This window comes from Blastococcus sp. KM273129 (assembly GCF_021698995.1).
In the GTDB taxonomy this organism is placed as follows: Bacteria; Actinomycetota; Actinomycetes; order Mycobacteriales; family Geodermatophilaceae; genus Blastococcus.
On record NZ_SSXB01000011.1, the window covers coordinates 1 to 21,445 of the forward strand.

Genomic DNA, 21,445 nt, shown 5'->3' on the forward strand with positions numbered 1-21,445 from the left:
GGCAGCGCCTTGGGGGGGTCAGCGCACCGGGAAGTCGGTGGCCGCCGAGAGCGCGGTGAACTCGTCGAGCCGGACGGTGGCGGTGAGCGTCCAGGTGCCGGCGCCCGGGATGGACATGCCGTCGCCGACGTAGTGCCCCGGCCCCGCGGGCTCCAGGGCGACGTCGAGGGGCCCGATCTGCTGGCTGCGCTCGGTGAGCGTCAGCCGGATCTCGGCCGGCTGGGTCAGCCGCCCGGCGTCGTCGAAGAGGTAGACGTGCAGCGTGTTCTCGCCGGGGCGCGCCGGCTCCACCGTCAGCTGGACGCTGCCGGTGGACGCGCCGGAGCTGCCCTGCAGCGGCAGCACGACCTCCACCGGCTGGGCCAGCGCCGTGCGGGCCGGCGGGGTGGCGACCAGCACCGCCGAGAGCGCCAGGACGACGGCGGCCAGCACCGCCTCCACCAGCAGCGACCGGCGCAGCGCGGGCAGGTGCTCGGCGGCGGCCTCCGCCTGCACCCGGTCCCGCTCGGCGGCCGCCGCCACCTCCTCCGGGGCGGGTTCGGCCCGCTCGGCCGCCACGCCCGCCGCGAACGCGTGCACGGTCGTCGTGCGGCTGCGCGGACGGCGGACACCCAGCCGCTGCTGCACCCAGACGCGGGAGATCCCGGCCGCGGCCAGGACGACCACCACGAGCACGAGCTTGACCGCGAGCAGCCGGCCGTACGTCGTCTCCACCAGGGCGGTCGGCGACGCGACCTCGCGCACCGACTGCACCACCCCGGAGACCACGAGCGCGACGACGGCGCCGAACGCCAGCCGGGAGAACGCCGGGAGGGCGGTGGCCACCGCACCGGGCTCGGCGCCGGGCCGCACCGCGACGGCGAGCAGGCCGGCGAGCCCGCCCAGCCAGACCGCCATCGCCCCCGCGTGCACCGCGGCGACCAGCACGGCCAGGACCGGCCACGGCCCGGCGACGGGGTGCCCGACCGCCGCGGTGGCCACGACCAGCCCGACGCCGAGCACCGCGACCGCGGCCGCCGTACCGCGCCCGGGGTCCGCGGCCTGCCACGACCGGCGCAGCACCAGCAGCAGGGCGATCGCGAGGGCCGCGCGCGCCAGCGCACCCCAGCCCGCCCCCGTGCCCGCCGTCGCGGCCAGCAGCGCCGGGTCGGCGACCGCCGTCAGCCCGGTGCCCGCGGCGTAGGGGCCCTGCAGGAGGAAGCCCACGACGGCGGAGACGGCGACGGCGGCGGCGCCGGCGAGCGCCATCGCGCGCAGCCGCGCGGACGCCCGCCCCGCGGGCCAGCAGACCGCCACCAGCACCGGCACGCCGAGGGCCAGCGCGAGCCCGGCGTACCCGGCCCAGCGGGTGACGGGCAGCAGCGCCCCGACGACCGGGTCGGTGGCGGCCCCGTCGTCCGCGGTGCCGGCGGCGAGGAGCTCCCCGTCGCCGACGGCGAAGGAGAAGGCGCCCGAGACCGGGTGCGAGTCGGCGGAGATGACGCGGTAGGTGACGAGGTAGCCGCCGTCGGGCAGATCGCCGCGCAGCGGGATGGTGACGACGTCGCCGTCCACGGTCGCGCTGCCGGCGTCGACCCGCTGCTGGTCGGCACCCAGGACGCGGGCGTACCCGGCGCCCAGCGACACGCCCTCGGTGAACTCCAGCGTCACCTCGTCGGGGGCGGTCTCGACGCGCGCCCCCTCCCCCGGCGTCGTGGCGACCAGGGTGGCGTGCGCGGCCGCCGGGCCCGCGGTTCCGATGCCCGCGCCGAACCAGCCGGCGACCAGCAGGAGCAGCAGGAGGGCGGTGCGCCTCACGCGGTCACCGGCCGGCCGGCGACCGCGAGGGCTGCGCGGCGGCGGCCCCGCCAGGCGACGGCGGCGACCAGGACGGTGCCGGCCAGCAGCAGCAGGTGGGTCAGCGCCCGGTCGGCGTGCACGTGCCCGGCCTGCAGATCGGCCAGGGTGACCGGCAGCAGGAAGGCGACGAAGGACCCGAGGAAGGGCAGCGCGCCGGCGGCCAGCCGCGGGCCGGCGGCGACGGCGAGGAAGGCCGCGGCCAGCGCGAGGTTCCAGGCGCCGCTCTCGCGCGCCATGTGCACCGGCGCGCTCATCGCGCCGGCGCCCGTGGCGAGCAGCGGCCAGGCCAGCGTCGCCTGGGCCGCGCCCACGACGAGCAGCGCCACGCGCAGCGCGGAGTCCGCCAGCCGGGCGCGTGCGGCCGCGCCCGCCCCGGGCAGTTCCCGGGGCAGCGCGCCGAGGACGGCCGCCGTGAGATCGGGCACGGCCGGGGCCGGTGCCAGCCGCGCCCGGCGGGTCACGCGCTCCGCGGCGGCGGCCCAGGCGGCACACCCGGCGCAGCCGGCGAGGTGGGCGTCGAGCTCCTCGGCGGGCATCCCGAGCGGCTCGCCGTCGAGACGCGAGGAGAGCGCCTCTCGGCACAGGTGGCAGGACATGGTTCATTAGTCTCCGCCGGGCGCCGTCCGGTTCCCACACCCCCGGACTTCCGCCACCTGACGAGGACATGGACGACCTGGCACGCACGGCCGCGGAGGCTGCCGCCGGCGATCCGCTGGCCGCGGCGACCCTGGTGCGGCAGACGCAGACCGACGTCTGGCGGCTCTGCGCGGCGCTGGGTGACCCCGGCTCGGCCGACGACCTCACCCAGGAGACCTACCTGCGGGCGTTCGGGTCGCTGCACCGCTTCGAGGGCCGCTCCTCGGTGCGCACCTGGCTGCTCGCCATCGCCCGCCGGGTCTGCGCGGACGCCGTCCGTTCGCGGCGCCGGCGGCGGCTGACCCTGGTCCGGGAGCCCGCCGACCTCGAGGTGCTGGCCCCGCCGGGCGCCGGTGACGCGGTCGGCGAGAGCGCGGCGGTCGCCGACCTGCTGGCCCGGCTGGACCCCGACCGGCGCGAGGCGTTCGTGCTCACCCAGCTGCTGGGGCTGCCCTACGCCGAGGCCGCGGAGGTCGCGGGGTGCCCCGTCGGCACCATCCGGTCCCGCGTCGCCCGGGCGCGCGCCGACCTCGTCGAGTCCCTGGCCCGGGTGGGCGAGGACACCGGCCGCAGCGGCACCGCGCACAGCTGACCGCCGGGCGGGTGCGCCGCCCCCCTCGCCCCCTCCGTCACCGGCGTCCCACGCTCCGGGACGGGGCGCGCGCATAAGTGCATCGATCTGGTAGACATTCCGCCGTGACGCGGACGACGATGCTGCTCCTGGTGAGCCGCCGGCACGTCGACCTGCTGCGCGTCTGCACCGCTGCCTGTCCGGGCTGCTGATTCCGCCCCGCCGAGCCGGCGGGACCCGTATCGTCCCCCTCCACGCGGCCGCCCCTGCGCGTCCGCGCCCGTGAGACCCGGAGTCAGAGCCCCGTGAAGACCCTGATCCTGCTCGCCCTCGCCGGCCTCGGCGCCCAGCTCGTCGACGGCAGCCTGGGCATGGCCTACGGCGTCACCTCGACGACGCTGCTGCTGGCCATCGGCACCAACCCCGCGGCGGCGTCGGCGACGATCCACCTCGCCGAGATCGGCACCACGCTCGCCTCCGGGCTCTCGCACTGGAAGTTCGGCAACGTCGACTGGAAGGTCGTCGCGCGGGTGGGCCTGCCCGGCGCGGTCGGCGCCTTCGCCGGTGCCCACTTCCTGGCCGGGCTCTCGACCGAGATCGCCGCCCCGGTCATGTCGCTGATCCTGGTCTCGCTGGGCGCCTACATCCTGGTGCGCTTCACCCTGCGCGGCATCGACCGGCGCAACGTGGGCAAGCCGATCCGCAAGCGCTTCCTGGGCCCGCTGGGCCTGGTGGCCGGCTTCGTGGACGCCACCGGTGGCGGCGGCTGGGGTCCGGTCGGCACCCCCGCGCTGCTGGCCAGCGGCCGGATGGAGCCGCGCAAGGTCATCGGCTCGATCGACACCTCAGAGTTCCTCGTCGCGCTGGCGGCCAGCGCGGGCTTCCTGCTGGCGCTGGGCTCGCAGGGGATCGACCTGCTGTGGGTCGCCGGCCTGCTGGCCGGTGGCCTGGTCGCCGCCCCGATCGCCGCGTGGCTGGTGCGGCACATCCCGCCGCGGCTGCTGGGGTCCCTGGTCGGCGGGATGATCGTGCTCACCAACGCCAGCACGCTCCTGCGCAGCGAGTGGGTCGGCGCCGGCGCCACCGTCAGCGCGGTCGTCTACGTCGTCCTCGGGGTCGTCTGGGTGCTCGCCGTCGTCCACTCCTACCGGCGCTACCGGCAGGACGCCGCGCTGGAGTCGGCTGACGCCGTCGCGGAGGTCGCCGAGCGCAACGTCGTCGCCGCGGTGCCCGCCGAGGAGCCCGTGGGCGCCGAGGAGCCCGTGGGCGCCGGCCGCCCGAGCGCCCCGCGCGACTGAGCGCACCCCACCCTCCTCAGCCTTCGCCGGCTCGGGTCGAGCCCCTGGGCGGGGCCGCGGTGACAAGGGGACCTGATGGGGGCGCATCCACCCCTCATCGAGGCGGTGCGACCACCACCTGACTCCGGGCCCGTTGATCATCGCGACGAGAGCAGGGCGGCCTCCAGATCGGGCGGGAGGCCCGGCCGGGGCAGGCCGTTCGGCGAGTAGCGCGGCCGGTGGTCCTCCTGCTGCCAGGCCCAGGTGTCGGCAACGGTCGCGGCCAGCGGGCGGCTGGGCAGCCCGAGGGCGCGGGCACGTGCCGTGTCGACGTCCCACGCGGTGCGGGCGACCCCCTGCCGCAGCCACAGCGGCAGGTGCACCCACTCCTCGACGCCGGCGGCGAGCAGGTCGGCCTCGGGCACCGGCACCCACTCCGCATCGCTCCCGGTGATCTCGCGGCAGAGGTCGAGCAGCCCGCCGAGCGTGGTCATCCCGGCCGGGCCCGTGGCGTTCACGGCACCGCCGGCACCGGCCTCGGCCATCCCGACCAGCCAACCCGCGAGGTCGCGGGCGTCGACCAGCGCGATCGGTTGCGCCAGCCCCTCGGCGGGGACGACGACCCGGCCCCCGCGGTGGATGCGCTCCAGCCACCAGCCCAGCCGGTGGACGTAGTCGTACGGGCCCACGACCAGCCCGGCCCGCGCGGTGAGGAAGGCCCGGCCGACGCTGGCGCCGATCACCCGCTCGGCGTAGGCCTTGTCCGGTCCGTAGCCGTCGTCCGCGGTGCCCCAGGTGTGCTCCCCGTCCTCGGGCCCCACCGGGCCGGGTGGCCAGCCGCGGTAGGCGTTGAGGCTGCTGACGAAGGCGTAGCCGCGCACCCCGCCCAGGACTGCGGCGGCGTGCCGGGCGGCGGCGCGGCTCTGCGCGGAGGTGTCGACGACGAGCTCGGGCGCCCACTCCCCCAGCGCCCGGGGCAGCGCACCGGGGTCGTCGCGATCCCCGTGCAGCGCCCGGGCGCCCTCCGGCGGCGGTCCGGACACCCCGCGGGTGAAGGTGGCGACATCGTGGCCGCGCGCGAGGGCCGCGGACACGACGTGCCGGCCGAGGAACTGGGTGCCGCCGAGGACGAGGAGTCTCATGCGGGCCACTCCAGCCCGGCCTCTCCTCCGGCGTCCAGCGGATCCGCCCAGGGCTGATCCGCTGCTGGCCGAACCGCTAGACCGCGCGCGACGCCGGAAGGGTGGGCACCTGCGGCAGCGGGGTCGAGCGAGCCGCGGCGAGCACCATCTGCGGCGAGGAGGGCAGGCCCCGGCGGGTGCACAGCCGCAGCGCCCGGGCGCCGGTGAGCACGTCGGTCTCCGGCGGGACGACCAGCAGGTCGGCGCGGCGGTTGCCCCCGGCCCAGGTCAGGCAGACGACCTGCGGGTCCATGCTCCGGAAGCCACCGGCCCGCACCGTCCGGCCGAGCACCTCGATCTTCCGGGGGGCGGGCTGCCACGCGTCCAGGGCGTAGGTGAAGCGCTCGACCCGCACGCCGTGCCGCTCCAGGGCGGCGATGAGCTCGGGGAGCTCGACGGCGAGGTCGCGGCTGCGCGGGAACCAGGCGCCGTCGAAGGCCGACCCGCCCGACCCGGCGTCGGCGCGCAGGCTCACCCGGACGTCGATCCCACCCCGGAAACCCTCGGTCGCCGGCACCGTACGGGTGATCGTCGCCATGAGCGTCGGCCGCCTCTCGTCCACTCGTCCCCGGGCCACGGCAGATGGCCCCGAGGAGAACGTAGGTGCGGCGACACACCACTCCTGGGGAGCGTGGGACGGGCGTGCCGCGCCGCCTCGGCCGGTCATCACGATTCGTGACCTCGCGACCACGCCGCCGTCGCCGCGACCCCCGTCGACGTTGCCGCGACCCCCGTCGAAATGTGCACAAAAGGCCCGGGCGGCGGAGTGAGACGGGGGCCGGACAGCGCTCTGCCTCTGAGTGCAGGTGCACTCAGAGGCAGAGCGTGCGCGAGGGGTGGCGCCCTCCCCGGCGGAATGTGCACAAAACGCCGGGGACGGCGATCAGCTCGGCTTGGGCTTCTTGTTCTTGGCCTTGCCGCGCTCGCTCTGGTCGAGGATCACCTTGCGCACGCGGACGGCGGCCGGGGTCACCTCGACGCACTCGTCCTCGGCGCAGAACTCCAGCGCCTGCTCCAGGTTCAGGATGCGCGGGGGGATCAGCCGCTCGAGCTCCTCAGCGGTCGAGGACCGCATGTTCGTGAGCTTCTTCTCCTTGGTGATGTTGACGTCCATGTCGTCGGGGCGGGAGTTCTCGCCGACGATCATGCCCTCGTAGACCTCGGTGCCCGGGGCGACCATCATCGAGCCGCGCTCCTGCAGCGAGAACATCGCGTACGAGGTGGCCACGCCCTGCCGGTCGGCCACGAGCGAGCCGGTGGGCCGGGCGCGCATGTCGCCCATCCACGGCTCGTAGCCCTCGAGGTTGTGGTTGAGCACGCCGGTGCCGCGGGTCTCGGTGAGGAACTCGGTGCGGAACCCGATGAGGCCGCGGGACGGCACGACGTACTCCATCCGCGCCCAGCCGGTGTCGTGGTGCACCAGGTTCTCCATGCGGCCGCGGCGGGTGGCCAGCGCCTGGGTCAGGGTGCCCACGTACTCACCGGGGGTGTCGATGGTGACGCGCTCGACCGGCTCGTGCAGCTTCCCGTCGATCTCCTTGGTGACGACGGTCGGCCGGCCGACGGTGAGCTCGAACTCCTCGCGCCGCAACTGCTCGACGAGGATGGCCAGCGCCAGCTCGCCGCGGCCCTGCATCTCCCAGGTGTCGGGGCGCTCGGTGGGCAGCATGCGCACCGACACGTTGCCGACCAGCTCCTGGTCGAGCCGGTTCTTGATCAGCCGGGCGGTGAGCTTCTTGCCCGACTTGCCCGAGATCGGCGAGGTGTTGATGCCGATGGTGATCGAGATGGAGGGCTCGTCCACCGTCAGCGGCGGCAGCGGCCGCGGGTCGGCCGGGTCGGCGAGGGTGTCGCCGATCATGATGTCCTCGATGCCGGCGATGGCGACCAGGTCGCCGGGGCCGGCGCTGTCGGCCGGGGTGCGGGTGAGCCCCTCGGTCATGAGCAGCTCGGTGATCTTGACGTTCTTGATGGTGCCGTCGACCTTGCACCACGCCACCTGCTGGCCGCGCTTCATCTCACCGGAGTGGATGCGCAGCAGCGCCAGCCGGCCCAGGAACGGGGAGGCGTCGAGGTTGGTGACCTGCGCGCGCAGCGGCTCCTCGGCGTCGTAGCTCGGCGCCGGGATGGTCTCCAGCAGCGTCTTCACCAGCGGGGCGAGGTCGGGGCTGTCGGGGACGGTGCCGTTCTCCGGCCGGTTGAGCGAGGCCTGGCCGGTGCGGCCGTTGCAGTAGACGATCGGGAACTCCAGGGCGTCGGCGTCCAGGCCGGCGTCCTCCATGAGCTCCATGAACAGCTCGTAGCACTCGTCGACGACCTCGGCGATGCGCGCGTCGGAGCGGTCGGTCTTGTTCACCGCGAGGATGACCGGCATCCCCTTGCCCAGCGCCTTGCGCAGCACGAAGCGGGTCTGCGGCAATGGGCCCTCGGACGCGTCCACGAGCAGGACGACGCCGTCGACCATCGACAGGCCGCGCTCGACCTCACCGCCGAAGTCGGCGTGGCCGGGGGTGTCGACGATGTTGACGACGACGGGGTTGCCGTCCTCGTCGGCCAGCCGGATGGCGGTGTTCTTGGCGAGGATGGTGATGCCGCGCTCGCGCTCGAGGTCCATCGAGTCCATGACGCGGTCCTGCGTGGTGTCGGCGTCGGTGCCCTCACCCTTGGCGCGGCCGAGCGCGCCGGCCTGGCGGAGGAGGGCGTCGACCAGGGTCGTCTTGCCGTGGTCGACGTGAGCGATGATCGCCACGTTGCGCAGGTCGTTGCGGGTGGGCATGCGGAAGGGCACCTCGGGAGGCTCGGGGGCGCGCCGCGCGGACGCGCGCGGGCATCAGGTCAACAGCGACCAGAGCCGCGACCTTCCCCCCACTCTAGGTGCTCAGCGCGTGGCGACGGCCTCCCGCGACCGGTCGACCACCCCGAAGGTGACCCCTGCGGCGGCAACAGTGACCAGACTCACGGCGAACCACGCCGGGAGACCGGCCCCCAGGGCGAGCACGTGGGCCAGCACGAACGCGCCGACGTAGAGGGCGGCCAGGCCCGCGGTGACGACGGGACCGCGGCGGCGGGCGGCGATCCAGGCGGCCCCGACCCCGCAGACGGCGAACACCGCGCCGCCGAGCGCCCGGACGCCGGTGCCCTGCGCGATGCCGAAGCCGGCGGCGAGACCGACGGCGACCAGGAGCGAGGCGGGCACGCGGGAGAGGGCGGAGGTCGACATGTCCCCCAGTGTCCCTGGCGCGCGGGACCTCAGGCGAGGCCGGCCGAGAACTCCCGCACGCGTGCCATGAACCGCTCCGGCGCCATGAGGTGGGGGTGGTGCCCGAGCGGCCGGCCGGCGTCGTCGGTCCAGACCTCCACGGTGGCCGTCGGGATCCGCTGCGCCAGCCAGGCCGCGTAGTCCGGGCCCGGGTCCAGGCCGTGCAACGACAGGAACGGGCACTGCACGCCGGCGGCGATCTCGTCGACGAGGGCGCCGAGCTCCTCCCCGGTCAGGTCCAGCAGCGGCGACCAGATGCCGGTGACGACCTCTTGGCGGGGGCGGCGACGGGCGGCCAGGGCCGCGTGGGCGTCGTCGTCCATGGCCCCGCGCATGGCGTCGAACATCCCGGCCATGAACGGCTCGAAGCCCTCGCCGCGCAGCATCGGCGCCGCCTGCTGCACCTGCGCCTGCATCGCGGTGAGGGCCAGGGGCTGGTCGACGTCGACCACGCCGCGGACCGGGTGCCGCCCCGCGTAGACCGCGGCGAGCAGGCCGCCCAGGCTGTGCCCGACGACCAGCGGGGGCTCGGTGACGCCGGCGGCGTCGAGGGCCGCCCGGACGTCGTCGGCCATGTCGGCGAGCTCGTAGCCGGGCCCGAGCGGGGACTCGCCGTGCCCGCGCAGGTCCACCCGGACCACGGTGGCGGACGTCGCGAGCGGGGCGACGAGGGGCGCCCAGAACGTGCGGTCCTCGGTGATGCCGTGCAGGAGGACGACGGGCGGGCCGTCGCCATCGACGTCGGTGGCGAGCGCGAGGGGGGCGGGGCTGGTCACCCGGCGGATCCTGGCAGGTCAGCGGTGCGCGAGGAACCCACATCGCCGCGCGCCGCCCAGCGGTGGTTCGGCACAGCGGGCCCCGGGCGGAGAACCGCCCGGGGCCCGGTTGACGTGCTGGAACGGCCCCTCTTCGGGAGCCGAGCGGCGCTTCCTCAGGCAGCGCGGAGGACGGCCTCGATCTCCAGCTCGACGTTGATCTTGTCGCCGACGACGACGCCGCCGCCGTCCATCGGCATGTCGATGTCCACGCCGTACTCCTTGCGGGAGATCTCGGTCTTGGCGCTGAAGCCGGCGCGGGTGCCGCCGTAGGCGTCGGGGCCGAAGCCGTTGAGCTCGAGCTCCAGGACGACGGGCTTGGTGATGCCCTTGATCGCCAGGTCGCCCTCGACGGTCCAGTCGGCGCCGTCGGTCTTCACCGCGGTGGAGCGGAAGGTCATCTCGGTGTGGTTGCCCACGTCGAAGAAGTCCGCGGAGCGGATGTGCGCGTCGCGCTGCTCCTGCCGGGTGTCGATCGAGTCCATGTTGATGCGCGCCTCGACCGACGAGGCGGTCGGCTCCGCGGCGGTGACGATGACGCCCTCGAAGTCGCGGAAGTAGCCGCGCACCTTGCTGACCATCATGTGGCGGACGGAGAAGCCGACGGTGGAGTGGCTGGCGTCGATGTCCCAGGTGCCGGCGATGTAGCCGGGGATCTGGACGCTGGTGCTGCTGCTGGTCATGGTGTCTCCCAGGTGGTTGAGCGTTGGACCTTCGCTGCCCTGAAGCGTAGTTGAGCGCTTGACTATTCCGCCAGTATTCTGGGGGCATGACCACGTCGGTGTCGCCGGAGTCCCTCCCCACGGGTGAGCCGCGCTGGCTCGACCCGGAGGAGCAGCGGGCCTGGCGCGCCTGGCTCTACAGCGCCCAGCTGCTGCTCGACCGGCTCGACCGCGACCTCAGCCACCGCACCGGCATCTCGCACGCCTACTACGAGATCCTCGTCGCCCTCTCCGAGACACCGGAGCGGATGATGCGCATGAGCGAGCTCGCCGACCGGTGCCTCTCCTCCCGCAGCCGGCTCTCGCACGCGGTCTCCCGGCTGGAGGAGCGCGGCTGGGTGCGCCGCCAGGTGTGCGCCGAGGACGGCCGCGGCCAGCTCGCCGTCCTCACCGACGAGGGCTTCGCCGCGCTGGAGGGCGCCGCACCCGTGCACGTCGAGGGGGTGCGCCGGGAGCTGTTCGACCAGCTCTCCCCCGCGCAGGTGGACGCCATGCGCGACCTCGGCGAGACCCTGCTGCGCCACCTGGACCCCGTCCGCATCCCCTGACCCGGGGCGCGCCGGCGGGCCGCGCCCGCCAGCGACATCGGCGATGTCGGGCCGCAGCGTGCCCGGTGGGCCCGACATCGCCGATGTCGCGGTGGGGTGGGCGGGGTGGAGCGGATCAGCCGCCGCCGATCCGGCACAGCTCCCGGGCGACCGGGGTGGCGAGGAACCCGGCGCGCAGGCGCTCGTCCCCGATGCGCGCCGCCCACCCGGCGAGGTGGTCGGCCGCCCACCGGGCCACCACCCCCGCCCGGGGGTCCCCCGCGGCCACCAGCACGCGGTGGGCGTCCACGAAGGCCCGGCCGTGCTCGACGCCGCCGGGCGGGTACGCGCCCTCGAGGGCCGGCAGCAGCTCGTCGACCAGCGCGAGCGCCGCAGGCAGATCGCCGGCCTCCAGGAGCGCGCCGGCCAGGAGCCCGAGGGCCTCCACCCGGTCGGCCTGCACGTCGAGCTCGGCGGCACGCCGCGCGGCTGCACGCAGCGGCTCGACCGCCGTGCGGTCCCCGGCGGCGTGGCGGACCATCCCGGCGACCAGGTCGGCGCGGACGCCGGCGTGCGGGACGTCGGAGCCCGCGGCCTCCTCCTGCGCCTCGGCGGCACGGGCCCGGGCCGCGGTGAGGTCGCCCTCGCGCAGGTCCACCACCGCCAGCGAGGCGAGCAGGTGCACCCGGAAGTACGCCAGCTCGTGCCGGTCGCTCTCGGCCAGCCCGCGCTCGAGGTACCGGCGGGCGGCGGGCAGGTCCCCGGCCAGCCGGTGGCTGTCGCCGAGGCTCTGCAGCGAGGCCACCACGCCCTCGGCGTCGTCGATCTCCTCGGTGAGGGCCAGGGCCCGCCGGCCGTCCTCGAGCGCGTCGTCCAGCCGCCCCTCGTCCATGGCGATCCGGGCCAGGTTGGTCAGCATGACCCCTTCGCGGTAGCGGTGGCCGCTGGCCCGGAAGACCGCCAGCGCCTGCTCCGAGGCCACCCGCGCCTCGTCCAGCCGGCCGCAGTTGACCAGCAGCGCGCCGAGCTGCCCGCTCACCATCGCCTCCCCCTGCTCGTCGTGGATCGCGCGGTGCTCCTCGCGGGCCTGCTGCAGCACCTGGAGCGCCTCCTCGTTGCGCCCCTGGTTGGTGGCGACCACCCCCAGCAGGCGGAGCGTCTCGCCGGCGCGCCGGTGGTCGCCGACGGCCCGGGCCAGCTCCAGCGCGCGGGTGAGCAGCTCGCGCGCCCGGTCGTGCTCGTTGAGGTAGGCCAGGCTGCGGCCGCCCTGCATCAGCGCGTCGGACTCCAGGTCGCGCCGGCCGGCCTGCCGGGCGAGCTCCGCCGCCGCGTCGGCGACCGGGGGGATCGCGGGGTACTCACCGCGGAAGAAGAGCCAGCCGCCCTCGGCCAGCCGCACCTCCGCCCGCCGCGCCGGGTCCGGCCCCGGCGCCGCGGCGAGCCGGTCGAGGGTGCTGCGCTGCTCGTCCCGGCGGCCGAGCCGGTCCAGCACGGTCTGCCGGGCGAGCAGGACGTCGGACCACAGCGCCCCCTCCTCGGGGGGCACCAGGGCCTCGGCGCGGGCCAGCAGCCGCAGCGCGTCCTCGTTGGCGTAGCCGGCGGCCGCGTACCGCCCGGCACGGAGGAACCAGCGGGCCGCGGCCGCACGCTCGCCGGCCTCCTCGTGGTGCCGCGCGACCTCGGCGGCGTGCTCGTCGGGGCGGCCGCTCTCCTCGACGACCTCCTCCAGCCACTGGGCGGCCTGGCCGTGCAGCCGGCGGCGCACCGACCGGAGCACCCCCTCGTAGGCGACGTCGCGGACGAGGGCGTGGCGGAAGGAGTACTCGTGGCTGCCCGAGAAGGTCGACCGGGGCCGCGGCAGGACGACCTCCCGCCGGGTGAGCCGGTCCAGCGAGCCCTCCCCCGCGGCACCGGGGACCGACCGGGACAGCCGCTCGACGGCGGCGTCCCAGAACACCCGCCCCACGACGGCGGCGCACCCGACGACCGCGCGGTCGGCGCCGTCGAGGGCGTCGAGCCGGGCCTGCAGCAGGCCGCGCAGGGTGCTGGGCACCCGCAGCGAGCCCACCGCCTCGTCCCGCACCCGCCACGGGTCGGTCCGCGTGTCGACGACCCCGGCCTGCACCAGCCAGGTGACCAGCTCCTCGACGTAGAACGGGTTGCCGTCGGAGGTGTCGACGACCATGCGCACCAGCCGGTCGGGCACCCGCTCGGCGCGTTGCAGGAGCTCGCCGACCAGGGCTGCCGCGTCGTCCTCGCCGAGCGGGGCGAGCCGCAGCACCGCGTGCGACGACCCGGGGCGGCCCCAGTCCGGATGCCGGTCGAACAGCGTCGGGCGCGCCGTGCAGACCACCAGCAGCGGCCCCTCCCCCGGGGCGTCCGCCAGCGCCTGCAGCGACGCCAGGCTCGCGGCGTCGGCCCAGTGCAGGTCCTCGAGCAGCACGACGACCGGCGCGCGCAGGGCGAGGTCCTCGAGCATCCGGAGCACCAGGACGCTCCCCCGCCGCCGCAGCACCTCGGGGTCGGTCGTCCCCACCGCCGCGCGGCCCGGCTCGTCGAGCCCGAACCCGAGCCAGGCCGCGACCGTCCACGCCGCCCGCTCGTCGAACTCCGGGTCGCCCCCGCCGCCTACCGCCGGGACGTCGCCGAGCAGCCGGGACCAGCCCTCGGCCCACCGGCGCCGGACCGTCCCCGGGTCGTCGGTGCCCCGGATGCCGAACCGCTCGGCGAAGACGCTGCGCAGCAGGGCGTTCGCGACGCCCTGGGTGGCCGGCGCGGCCCGCCCGCGCAGCACCCACACCTCCGAGGGCAGGCGGGCCAGCCAGCCCTCGACCTCGCGGACCAGGCGGGACTTGCCGACGCCGGCCTCGCCGAGGACCGTGACGATCCGCCGCCCGCGCCCGGTGACGACCTCGCCGAACGCATCCTGCAGGTGCGCCAGCTCCTCCTCCCGCCCGACGGTGCGCGTGCGGACCCCTTCGACCCCGCGCGCCTCCGGCCAGAACTCCTCCCGGTCGGCGCCCGCGACGACGTAGGCGTCCACCGGCGAGTCGATGCCCTTGAGCCGGAGCCCGGTCAGCCGGCGCAGCCCGAACGCCCCGCGGACCTGGTCGGCGGTGTCGCGCGAGACCAGCACGGTCCCGGGGGCGGCGGCGGCCTGCAGCCGGGCGGCCCGGCTGGTCGTGTCCCCGACGGCCAGGAACTCCCCCGCCGCCCGGTCCCCCATGCCGGTGACGACGACCTCGCCGGTGTCCACGCCCACCCGTACCCGCAGCCGCAGCCCGTGCGAGGCGCCGATCTCGGCGTCGAGCCGCTGCACCGCCGCCTGCACGGCCAGGGCGGCCCGCACCGCGCGCACGGCGTCGTCCTCGCGGGAGCGGTACAGCCCGAACACGGCCATGACGGCGTCGCCGATGAACTTCTCGACCACGCCGCCCTCGTCCTCGACCGCGGCCCGCGCCGCGGTGAACCAGCGGCTCATGACCTGCTGCAGGTCCTCCGGGTCCAGACGCGTCGCCACCGGGGTGCTGTCGACGAGGTCGGCGAACAGGACGACGACCTGCCTGCGCTGCTGGCCGACGGCCGCCGCGACCAGCCGGTCGCGCTTGTCGACCAGCGGCGCCAGGACGGTGTCCACGACCACGTCCCCGAGCACCGCGCGCTGACCCTCGAGGGCGCTGATCGCGTCCTCCAGGGAGCGGAGCTCGCGCGACTCGTCGGGCAGCTGCCTCACCCCCCGGGGCGTCCGGACGCCGGAACGCTACCCCCGCCGGCCGCCGTCCGGGACCGCCCCGCGCACGCCCGGGCGGAGGCCGCGCGGGCGAGCACCCCACGCCGCGCCGGCACGGCCCACAATGGACGCCCCTGCGTCCGGCTCGCCGAGGAGGACCAGCATGCCCACCAGCACGTCGTCGCCCCGGGCCACGACCCCGGGCACCCCCGGGCGGCCCACCGTGGGCCGCCTGGTGCGGTCGGTTCCCGGAACCGTGGAACCCGGCGCGGTGCTCACCGCCGCCGCTTCCCGGATGGCACGTGCGGGTGCGGGCGCGCTCGTGGTGGACGACGGGGCGGCAGGGCGGGGACCGGTCGCGGTCGTCACCGACGCGGACGTGACCCGCGCCGTCGCGGACGGGCTGGACCCCGCCGGAACCCGCATCGACCAGCTGGGCCTGGCGCGGGTGGAGCCGCTGACCGCCGGCACTCCCGTCGAGGAGGCCGCCCGCCGGATGGTCGCCGAGCAGCGGCAGGAGCTGCCGGTCCGCGACGGCGAGCAGGTGGTCGGCGTCGTCGAGCTCCTGGCGGTGTGCGACGCGCTCCTGGGTGCGGGCCCCGCCGCGGACGAGCCCGACCCCGGCCAGGGGATCCGGAACATGGGCGGCTGAGCGCCGGTCGCTAGCGCCGGCGCGGCAGGACCACGCGCGCCCGGGTGATCCCGCCCTCCGAGGTGAGGCCGAGCTCGCCGCCGTGCCGCTGCTGCACCACGGCCAGCGAGGTCGCCAGGCCCAGCCCGGTCCCCTGGCCGATCGGCTTGGTCGTGTAGAAGGCGTCGAACGCCCGCGCGAGCACCTCCGGCGGCACCGGCCCGCCGGTGTCCTCGATGTCGACCACGACGCGGTCGGGCTCCCCCCGGGTGCGGACGGTGACCTCTCCCCGGTCCCCCACGGCGGCCAGGGCGTTGTCCAGCAGGTTGGTCCACACCATGGCCAGGTCGGCCGGCCACCCCAGGACGTGCTGGGGGGCCGGGTCCAGGTCGCGGACGACGCGCACGCCGGGCGGGACCTTGTGCCGGAGCAGCACCAGGGCCTGGTCCAGGCCGGCGTGCACGTCGACGTCGGTGAGCGACTGGTCGGCGGCGTAGGCCAGCGGGCGCACCCCCGACACGATCCGGGACAGGTACTCGGCGCCGGTGGAGATCTCGTCGAGCAGCGCGGCGACCTGCCCCGAGCGGGCCAGGTCGTGCACGGCGGGTCCGCGCTGCTCGGGGGGCAGCCCGGCGAGCGCTGCCCCCAGGGCCCCGGGGTCGACGCCCAGCCGCACCAGGTCCGCGGCATCGGCCCAGCCGTCGGCCAGCCCGGCCCCGGCGAGCCGGGCGGAGACCTCCTGCTCGGCGTCCGCGCGGTCCAGCGGGTCCTCCGGGACGGCGACCGCACCGGCCAGGGGGGCCAGCGGGTTGCCGGCACCGGCGTCGGCGAGCAGCGCGCGCAGCCGCGCGGCCCCCCGCTGCACCGCGGCGGCGGGGTTGTTCAGCTCGTGCAGCAGACCCGCGGCCAGGGCCCCCAGGGCGGCCATGCGTTCGTGGTGGCGCAGCAGCCCGTGCTCGTGGTCCAGCCGCCGGGAGGTCGCCGTCAGCAGCGCCCGCGCGGACCCGGGGTGGGCCAGCAGCCGGTCGAGCGCCTCGGCGCCGAGGCGCTCCACCACGACCGGCGTGCGGGCGCGGACGGTCGCCGACCGGGGCCGGCCGTGCGCGATGCCGAGCTCGCCGATCACCTCACCGGGCCCGCACAGGTTGAGCAGCACCGGGCCCCCACCGGTCTCCCGGGTGACCTCGAGCTCCCCTTCCAGGACGACGAACAGGGCGTCGGGCGGGGACCCCTCCTCCACCAGCACGCCGCCGGGCGGGAGCTCCCACCGCTCCGTCGTCGCCGCGAGCTCGGTGACCTCCCGCTCGGGCAGCAGGCCGAACAGGGCCGACCGGCGCAGCGCGGCGACGACGTCGGCGGCCGGGGCGGAGCTCCCCACCGGGGCCGTCACGCCCGTGCCAGGTGCTCGTGCGCGAACCGCACGGACATCGCCCCCTCGCCCACGGCGGACGCGATCCGCTTCATGGAGCCGTGCCGGACGTCCCCGGCGGCGAACACCCCGGGCACGGCGGTCTCCAGCGGGAGCGGGGGGACGGCCAGCGGCCAGTCCGGCGGAGGGGTCCCGAGGTCGGTGCCGGTGAGCACGAAGCCGCGCTCGTCGCGGCGGACGACGCCGTCGAGCCAGGCGGTGCGGGGCGCCTGGCCGATGAACACGAACAGGGCGTCGGCCGCCACCTCGCGCTCCTCGCTGCCGGTGCGCAGCCGCAGGCCCTCGACCCGGCGCCCGCCGAGCACGCCGGCGACCTCGGTGCCGTGCTCGACCGTCACGCGGTCCAGCGCCGCGATCCGGTCCACGAGGTAGGCCGACATCGTGGCGCCGAGGCTGCTCCCCCGCACCAGCAGCGTCACCGACGCGGCGAACTGGGACAGGAACACCGCCGCCTGCCCCGCCGAGTTGCCCGCGCCCACGACGAACACCCGGCCGCCCGCGTGGTCGAGCGCCTCCGGCCGCCCCGCCCCGTAGTACAGCCCGGCGCCCGCCAGGCCGGCCGCCCCCGGCACGTCCAGGGTCCGGTACTCCACGCCGGTGGCCACCACGAGCGCGGAGGCGCTGATCTCCGTGCCGTCGGCCAGCCGCACGACGGTGTAGGGGTCGGCCCGCCGCAGGCCCGTGACCTCGGCGGGTACGAGGAGCTCCGCCCCGAGCCGGACGGCCTGCTCCCGTGCACGCAGCGTCAGGTCCGCCCCCGAGAGGCCGACCGGGAAGCCGAGGTAGTTCTCGATCCGGCTGGTCGTGCCGGCCTGGCCACCGGGGGCGTTGCACTCGGTGACCAGCGTCGACATGCCCTCCGAGGCGCCGTACACGCCGGCCGCGAGCCCGGCGGGGCCGGCGCCCACGACCACGAGGTCGTAGGCGGCGCGCTCGGCCCTCGACCGCAGGCCGATCCGCGAGGCGAGCCGCGGCAGCTCCGGCTGGACCAGCACCTCGCCGTCGTCCAGCACCACGGCGGGCAGCGCACCCCCGTCCAGCCCGGCGAGCTCCAGGAGCTCCCGCGCCTGGGGGTCGCCCTGCACGTCCAGCCAGCGGTACGGCACCAGGTTGCGGGTCAGGAACGCCCGCAGCGCGTGGCTGGCCGGTGACCAGCGGTCGCCGAGGAGCCGGAGGTTCGCCACCGGCGGCGGCCGGCGCCAGGTCTGCAGCAGGTCGTCGAGGAAGGGGTAGAGCCGTTCCTCGGGCGGGTCCCAGGGCTTGAGCAGGTAGTGGTGGACGTCGGCGTCGTTGATGGCGCGGATCGCCGCGTCGGTGTCGGCGTAGGCGGTGAGCAGGACCCGGCGCGCGTCCGGGTAGAGCCGGCGGCTCGCGGCGAGCAGCTCGGTCCCGGGCATCTCGGGCATCCGCTGGTCCACCAGCAGCAGCGCCACGGCGTCGTCCCGCAACCTCAGCCGGCGCAGCAGGTCCAGCGCCTGCGGTCCGGACGACGCCGTCATCACCGCGTAGTGCGGCTGGTAGCGGCTGCGCAGGTCGCGCTCGACCGCGGCGAGCACCGGCACGTCGTCGTCCACGGCCAGGAGGATCGGTGTGCCCATCGGCGTCCCCTCGTCGGCGACGGGGCCAGCCTGCCCCGCCCCGGCCCCGGCCGACAACCACTCTCCGCGCGCGGGCCGCCGCGACCGGGGACGGGGGTCAGCCGGGGCGGACGTCGTCCGGGGGCAGCGGCCAGCGCGGGACCCCGGCGACCTCCCCCTCCGGCAGCCGCGCCGGGAAGCGCGGTGGCCGCTTCTCGAGGAAGGCGGCCACCCCCTCGGCCGGGTCGGGCCCGTCCCCCAGCTCGACCAGCGCCCGGGACTCCGCACGGTGCGCGTCCCACGGCGAGGTCGCACCCAGCATCGACCACAGCAGCTGCCGGGCGGCACCGACGGCGACCGCGCTGGTGTTGTCGGCGATCTCCCGGGCCAGCGCGTAGGCCGTCGGCAGCAGCTCGTCGTCGGGCACCACGCGGGAGACCAGCCGGCCGCGCAGCGCCTCGGCGGCGTCGAAGACCCGGCCGGTGGCCACCCACTCCATGGCCTGGCTGATGCCGACCACCCGCGGCAGGAACCACGAGGACGCCGCCTCCGGCACGATCCCGACCCGGCCGAACACGTACCCGAACCGGGCCGACTTCCCGGCGATCCGGACGTCCATCGGCAGGATCATCGTGGCGCCGATGCCCACGGCGGCGCCGTTGACCGCGGCGATCACCGGCTTGCGCAGCGCGGCGAACGGCAGCGAGGCCACTCCCCCGGCGTCCCGCGGGAAGCCGCCGATCTCCTCGCTCAGCGGGCCGGGCGGGCGCACCCGGGTGCGCCGGTCGCCGAAGGTGTCGGGCCCGCCGGCGAGGTCGGCGCCGGCGCAGAACGCCCGGCCGGCCCCGGTCACGACCACGACCCGGACGTCGTCGTCGGCGTCGGCGGCCGCGGCCACGTGGGTGAGCTCGTCGGCCATCGTCAGGGTAAACGCGTTGAGCCGGTCGGGCCGGTGCAGCGTGACGGTCGCGATGCCGTCGGCCACCTCGTACCGCAGCTCGGTCAGCTCGCCGGTCACCGCCCGGCGCCCAGGGCCCCGGTGACGGCCAGCCGCGCGACGGCGTCGAGGTGCTCGGCCTCGTCGCCGAGCAGCAGCCGGTCGACCTTGGCCCGCCGCCAGTACAGGTGCGCGTCGTGCTCCCAGGTGAAGCCGATGCCGCCGTGCACCTGGATGAGAGTGCTCGCCGCCCGCTCGAAGGTCGCCGCCGCGCACGCCTTGGCCGCCGACGCCGCCAGCGGCAGCTCGGCCGGGTTGCTGTCGGCCGCCCACGCCGCCCACCAGACCAGCGAGCGCAGCTGCTCCACGCCGACCCACGCGTCGACCAGCATGTGCTTGATCGCCTGGTAGGAGCCGATGCGGCGGCCGAAGGCCTCCCGCTCCTGCGCGTAGGCCACGCCCAGCTGCACGCACCGCTCGGCGCCGCCCAGGTCCTCCGCGGCCATGACGACCGCGCCCGCCTGCCGGGCCCGGGTCCACAGCTCGCCGGCGCCGGCGGCCAGCACCCGGCGGGAGGTCAGCCGCACCGACGCCAGCCCGCGGGTGGCGTCCATCGGCCGGCCGGGCACGACCTCGCCCTCGCCGACGACCAGGTCCCCGCCGTCCAGGCCCAGGAAGAGGGTCGCGTCGGCGGCGTCCACCGAGGGGGCGGAGGCGTCGACGGCGCCGTCGAGCACGGCGAACGCCGTCGACCCGTCGGCCATCTGCGCGGCCAGGTCGGGGACGTCGGCGAGCAGGACCGCGGCCCGCGCGGCGGTCACCAGCGAGGGCGCCGCCAGCACCGCGCCGCCCTGCTCGGCGACGACGGCGAGGTCCAGCAGCGGGCGGCCCGAGCCACCGGCGGACTCGGGCACCGTGATGCCCAGGAAGCCGATGTCGGCCAGCGCCTTGCGGCCGGGCTCGAGCCGGCCGCCCTCCAGCCCCGCGCGCGCCGCGGCCGGCGAGGCGTTGCCGCGGTAGAAGTCGCGGGCGCCGTCGGCGATGTCGCGCTGGTCGGCGTCGAGGTCGAAGTTCATCGCGTCCCTCCCGAGAAAGGAGCGGTCTTGTCGTTGCGCGGCTCCGGCGGCAGGCCCAGCACCCGCTCGCCGAGGATGTTGCGGAGCACCTGGTCGGTGCCGCCGGCGATGCTGATGCCCGGGAGCCACGACTGGGTGCGCTGCCAGCGGTCGTCGCCGTCGGCCGTCGCGGCGTAGACGGCGTCGTCGCCGAGCAGCCGCACCCCGGCGTCGGCCATGAGCAGGCCGGCCTCGGTGCCGGCGAGCTTTCCGGCGCTGGCCTCCGGCCCGGGGATGCCGCCCTGGCTGAGCACGGTCAGCCGCCGGTAGCCGGTGTATCGGGCGGCGAGCGCGGCGACCACCGCCCGGCCGACCGCCTGGCGGGCCAGCACCTGCCGCTCGGGTGCCAGCCGCGGCAGCCGCTCGCGCGCGTGCTCGGCGAACTCCTCGACCGGGGCCCCGATGGCGCCGCCGGCCCCGCCGATGGCCACCCGCTCGTTCATCAGCGTGGTCAGCGCGACCCGCCAGCCCTCACCGGGCTCGCCCAGCCGCTCCTCGTCGGGGATGCGGACGTCGTCGAAGAACACCTCGTTGAAGTCGGCCTGCCCGCCCATCTGCCGCAGCGGCCGCACGGTCACGCCGGGGGCGTGCATGTCGACGACGAACATGGTCAGCCCGGCGTGCTTGGGCTTCCCCGGGTCGGTGCGGGTGAGCAGGATGCCGTGGTCGGAGACGTGCGCCAGCGTCGTCCACACCTTCTGCCCGTTGACCACCCAGTCGTCGCCGTCGCGGACGGCGGTGGTGCGCAGCGCGGCGAGGTCCGAGCCGGAGGCGGGCTCGCTGAACAGCTGGCACCAGACGTCGTCGGCGCGCAGCAGGCGGGCGAGATAGCGGTCGCGCTGGGCCTGGCTGCCGTGGGTGATGACGGTGGGCCCGCACATGCCGATGCCGATGTGGTTGATCAGTGCCGGCACCCGGGCGCGGGCGAGCTCCTGCCCGACGATCGCCTGCTGCACCAGCGTGCCGCCCTGCCCGCCGTACTCGCGGGGCCAGGTGACGCCGACCAGGCCCGCCTCGGCGAGCACCCGCTGGGTGCGGCGCATCTCGGCCTCGTGCGTGCGCGCGTCGACGCCCTCCTGGCCCGGTGCGAGGTGCAGCAGCTCGCCGGCGTGCTCCTCGAGCAGCGCGCGGACCCGCGCCCGGTAGGCCGCCTCGTCGGGGCTGTCGTCGAAGTCCACGGGCACGCCTCTCGTCGGTGG

At 76.4% G+C, this 21,445-nt stretch carries 18 protein-coding genes; 4 read left to right on the forward strand and 14 right to left on the reverse strand.

What is annotated here, in order from left to right:
* Positions 1–18 precede the first annotated feature (18 nt).
* Positions 19–1,797, reverse strand: a complete 1,779-nt coding sequence (locus E9565_RS04995; protein WP_236834243.1) for a copper resistance CopC family protein — start codon at positions 1,795–1,797, stop codon at positions 19–21.
* Positions 1,794–2,435 (reverse strand): zf-HC2 domain-containing protein, encoded by a 642-nt coding sequence (locus tag E9565_RS05000; protein ID WP_236826900.1) that lies wholly within the window; start codon positions 2,433–2,435, stop codon positions 1,794–1,796. The genes E9565_RS04995 and E9565_RS05000 overlap by 4 nt, the downstream gene beginning before the upstream one ends.
* Positions 2,436–2,503: 68 nt before the next feature.
* Here E9565_RS05000 and E9565_RS05005 point away from each other — a divergent pair, with 68 nt between their 5' ends.
* Both E9565_RS05005 and E9565_RS05010 read left to right on the forward strand, forming a co-directional pair.
* Positions 2,504–3,067, forward strand: coding sequence for a sigma-70 family RNA polymerase sigma factor (locus E9565_RS05005; protein ID WP_236826901.1), 564 nt, complete (start codon positions 2,504–2,506; stop codon positions 3,065–3,067).
* 284 nt (positions 3,068–3,351) lie between these two features.
* Complete coding sequence (locus E9565_RS05010; RefSeq protein ID WP_236826902.1) at positions 3,352–4,344, forward strand: sulfite exporter TauE/SafE family protein; 993 nt, start codon at positions 3,352–3,354, stop codon at positions 4,342–4,344.
* 137 nt (positions 4,345–4,481) lie between these two features.
* Here the strand turns inward: E9565_RS05010 and E9565_RS05015 are convergent, their stop codons facing one another.
* The 6 genes from E9565_RS05015 to E9565_RS05040 form a co-directional block, all read right to left on the reverse strand.
* The gene (locus E9565_RS05015) at positions 4,482–5,465 is read right to left on the reverse strand and encodes an NAD-dependent epimerase/dehydratase family protein (protein WP_236834244.1); all 984 of its coding nucleotides are present in this window, start codon (positions 5,463–5,465) and stop codon (positions 4,482–4,484) included.
* A gap of 76 nt (positions 5,466–5,541) precedes the next feature.
* The gene (locus tag E9565_RS05020; RefSeq protein ID WP_236834245.1) at positions 5,542–6,066 is read right to left on the reverse strand and encodes a DUF5994 family protein; all 525 of its coding nucleotides are present in this window, start codon (positions 6,064–6,066) and stop codon (positions 5,542–5,544) included.
* A 321-nt stretch (positions 6,067–6,387) separates the two neighbouring features.
* Entirely contained in the window at positions 6,388–8,280 is a 1,893-nt protein-coding gene (typA, locus tag E9565_RS05025; RefSeq protein WP_236826905.1) for a translational GTPase TypA, read from the reverse strand.
* A 102-nt stretch (positions 8,281–8,382) separates the two neighbouring features.
* Positions 8,383–8,724, reverse strand: coding sequence for a hypothetical protein (locus E9565_RS05030; RefSeq protein WP_236826906.1), 342 nt, complete (start codon positions 8,722–8,724; stop codon positions 8,383–8,385).
* 29 nt (positions 8,725–8,753) lie between these two features.
* Positions 8,754–9,539, reverse strand: a complete 786-nt coding sequence (locus E9565_RS05035) for an alpha/beta fold hydrolase (protein WP_236834246.1) — start codon at positions 9,537–9,539, stop codon at positions 8,754–8,756.
* Between the two features lie 155 nt (positions 9,540–9,694).
* Complete coding sequence (locus E9565_RS05040) at positions 9,695–10,261, reverse strand: YceI family protein (protein ID WP_236834247.1); 567 nt, start codon at positions 10,259–10,261, stop codon at positions 9,695–9,697.
* A gap of 86 nt (positions 10,262–10,347) precedes the next feature.
* Here E9565_RS05040 and E9565_RS05045 point away from each other — a divergent pair, with 86 nt between their 5' ends.
* Positions 10,348–10,848 carry a MarR family winged helix-turn-helix transcriptional regulator gene (locus E9565_RS05045; RefSeq protein ID WP_236826909.1) on the forward strand — a complete coding sequence of 167 codons (501 nt, stop codon included), beginning with the start codon at positions 10,348–10,350 and terminating at the stop codon, positions 10,846–10,848.
* Positions 10,849–10,963: 115 nt separating this feature from the next.
* Here the strand turns inward: E9565_RS05045 and E9565_RS05050 are convergent, their stop codons facing one another.
* Positions 10,964–14,560, reverse strand: a complete 3,597-nt coding sequence (locus tag E9565_RS05050) for an AAA family ATPase (protein WP_236834248.1) — start codon at positions 14,558–14,560, stop codon at positions 10,964–10,966.
* A 160-nt stretch (positions 14,561–14,720) separates the two neighbouring features.
* Between E9565_RS05050 and E9565_RS05055 the strand changes: the two genes are divergently transcribed.
* Complete coding sequence (locus E9565_RS05055) at positions 14,721–15,209, forward strand: cyclic nucleotide-binding/CBS domain-containing protein (protein ID WP_236826911.1); 489 nt, start codon at positions 14,721–14,723, stop codon at positions 15,207–15,209.
* Between the two features lie 10 nt (positions 15,210–15,219).
* Here the strand turns inward: E9565_RS05055 and E9565_RS05060 are convergent, their stop codons facing one another.
* From E9565_RS05060 to E9565_RS05080, 5 genes are all read right to left on the reverse strand, one after another.
* Positions 15,220–16,578, reverse strand: a complete 1,359-nt coding sequence (locus E9565_RS05060; RefSeq protein ID WP_236826912.1) for an ATP-binding protein — start codon at positions 16,576–16,578, stop codon at positions 15,220–15,222.
* The gene (locus E9565_RS05065) at positions 16,575–18,215 is read right to left on the reverse strand and encodes an FAD-dependent oxidoreductase (protein WP_236834249.1); all 1,641 of its coding nucleotides are present in this window, start codon (positions 18,213–18,215) and stop codon (positions 16,575–16,577) included. Before E9565_RS05065 ends, E9565_RS05060 begins: the two co-directional genes overlap by 4 nt.
* Before the next feature lie 97 nt (positions 18,216–18,312).
* A complete protein-coding gene (locus E9565_RS05070; protein ID WP_236834250.1) occupies positions 18,313–19,212 on the reverse strand; it encodes an enoyl-CoA hydratase-related protein in 900 nt (299 codons plus the stop codon).
* The gene (locus E9565_RS05075) at positions 19,209–20,207 is read right to left on the reverse strand and encodes an acyl-CoA dehydrogenase family protein (protein WP_236834251.1); all 999 of its coding nucleotides are present in this window, start codon (positions 20,205–20,207) and stop codon (positions 19,209–19,211) included. The genes E9565_RS05070 and E9565_RS05075 overlap by 4 nt, the downstream gene beginning before the upstream one ends.
* Positions 20,204–21,430, reverse strand: coding sequence for an acyl-CoA dehydrogenase family protein (locus E9565_RS05080; RefSeq protein WP_236826916.1), 1,227 nt, complete (start codon positions 21,428–21,430; stop codon positions 20,204–20,206). The genes E9565_RS05075 and E9565_RS05080 overlap by 4 nt, the downstream gene beginning before the upstream one ends.
* Between the last annotated feature and the right edge of the window lie 15 nt (positions 21,431–21,445).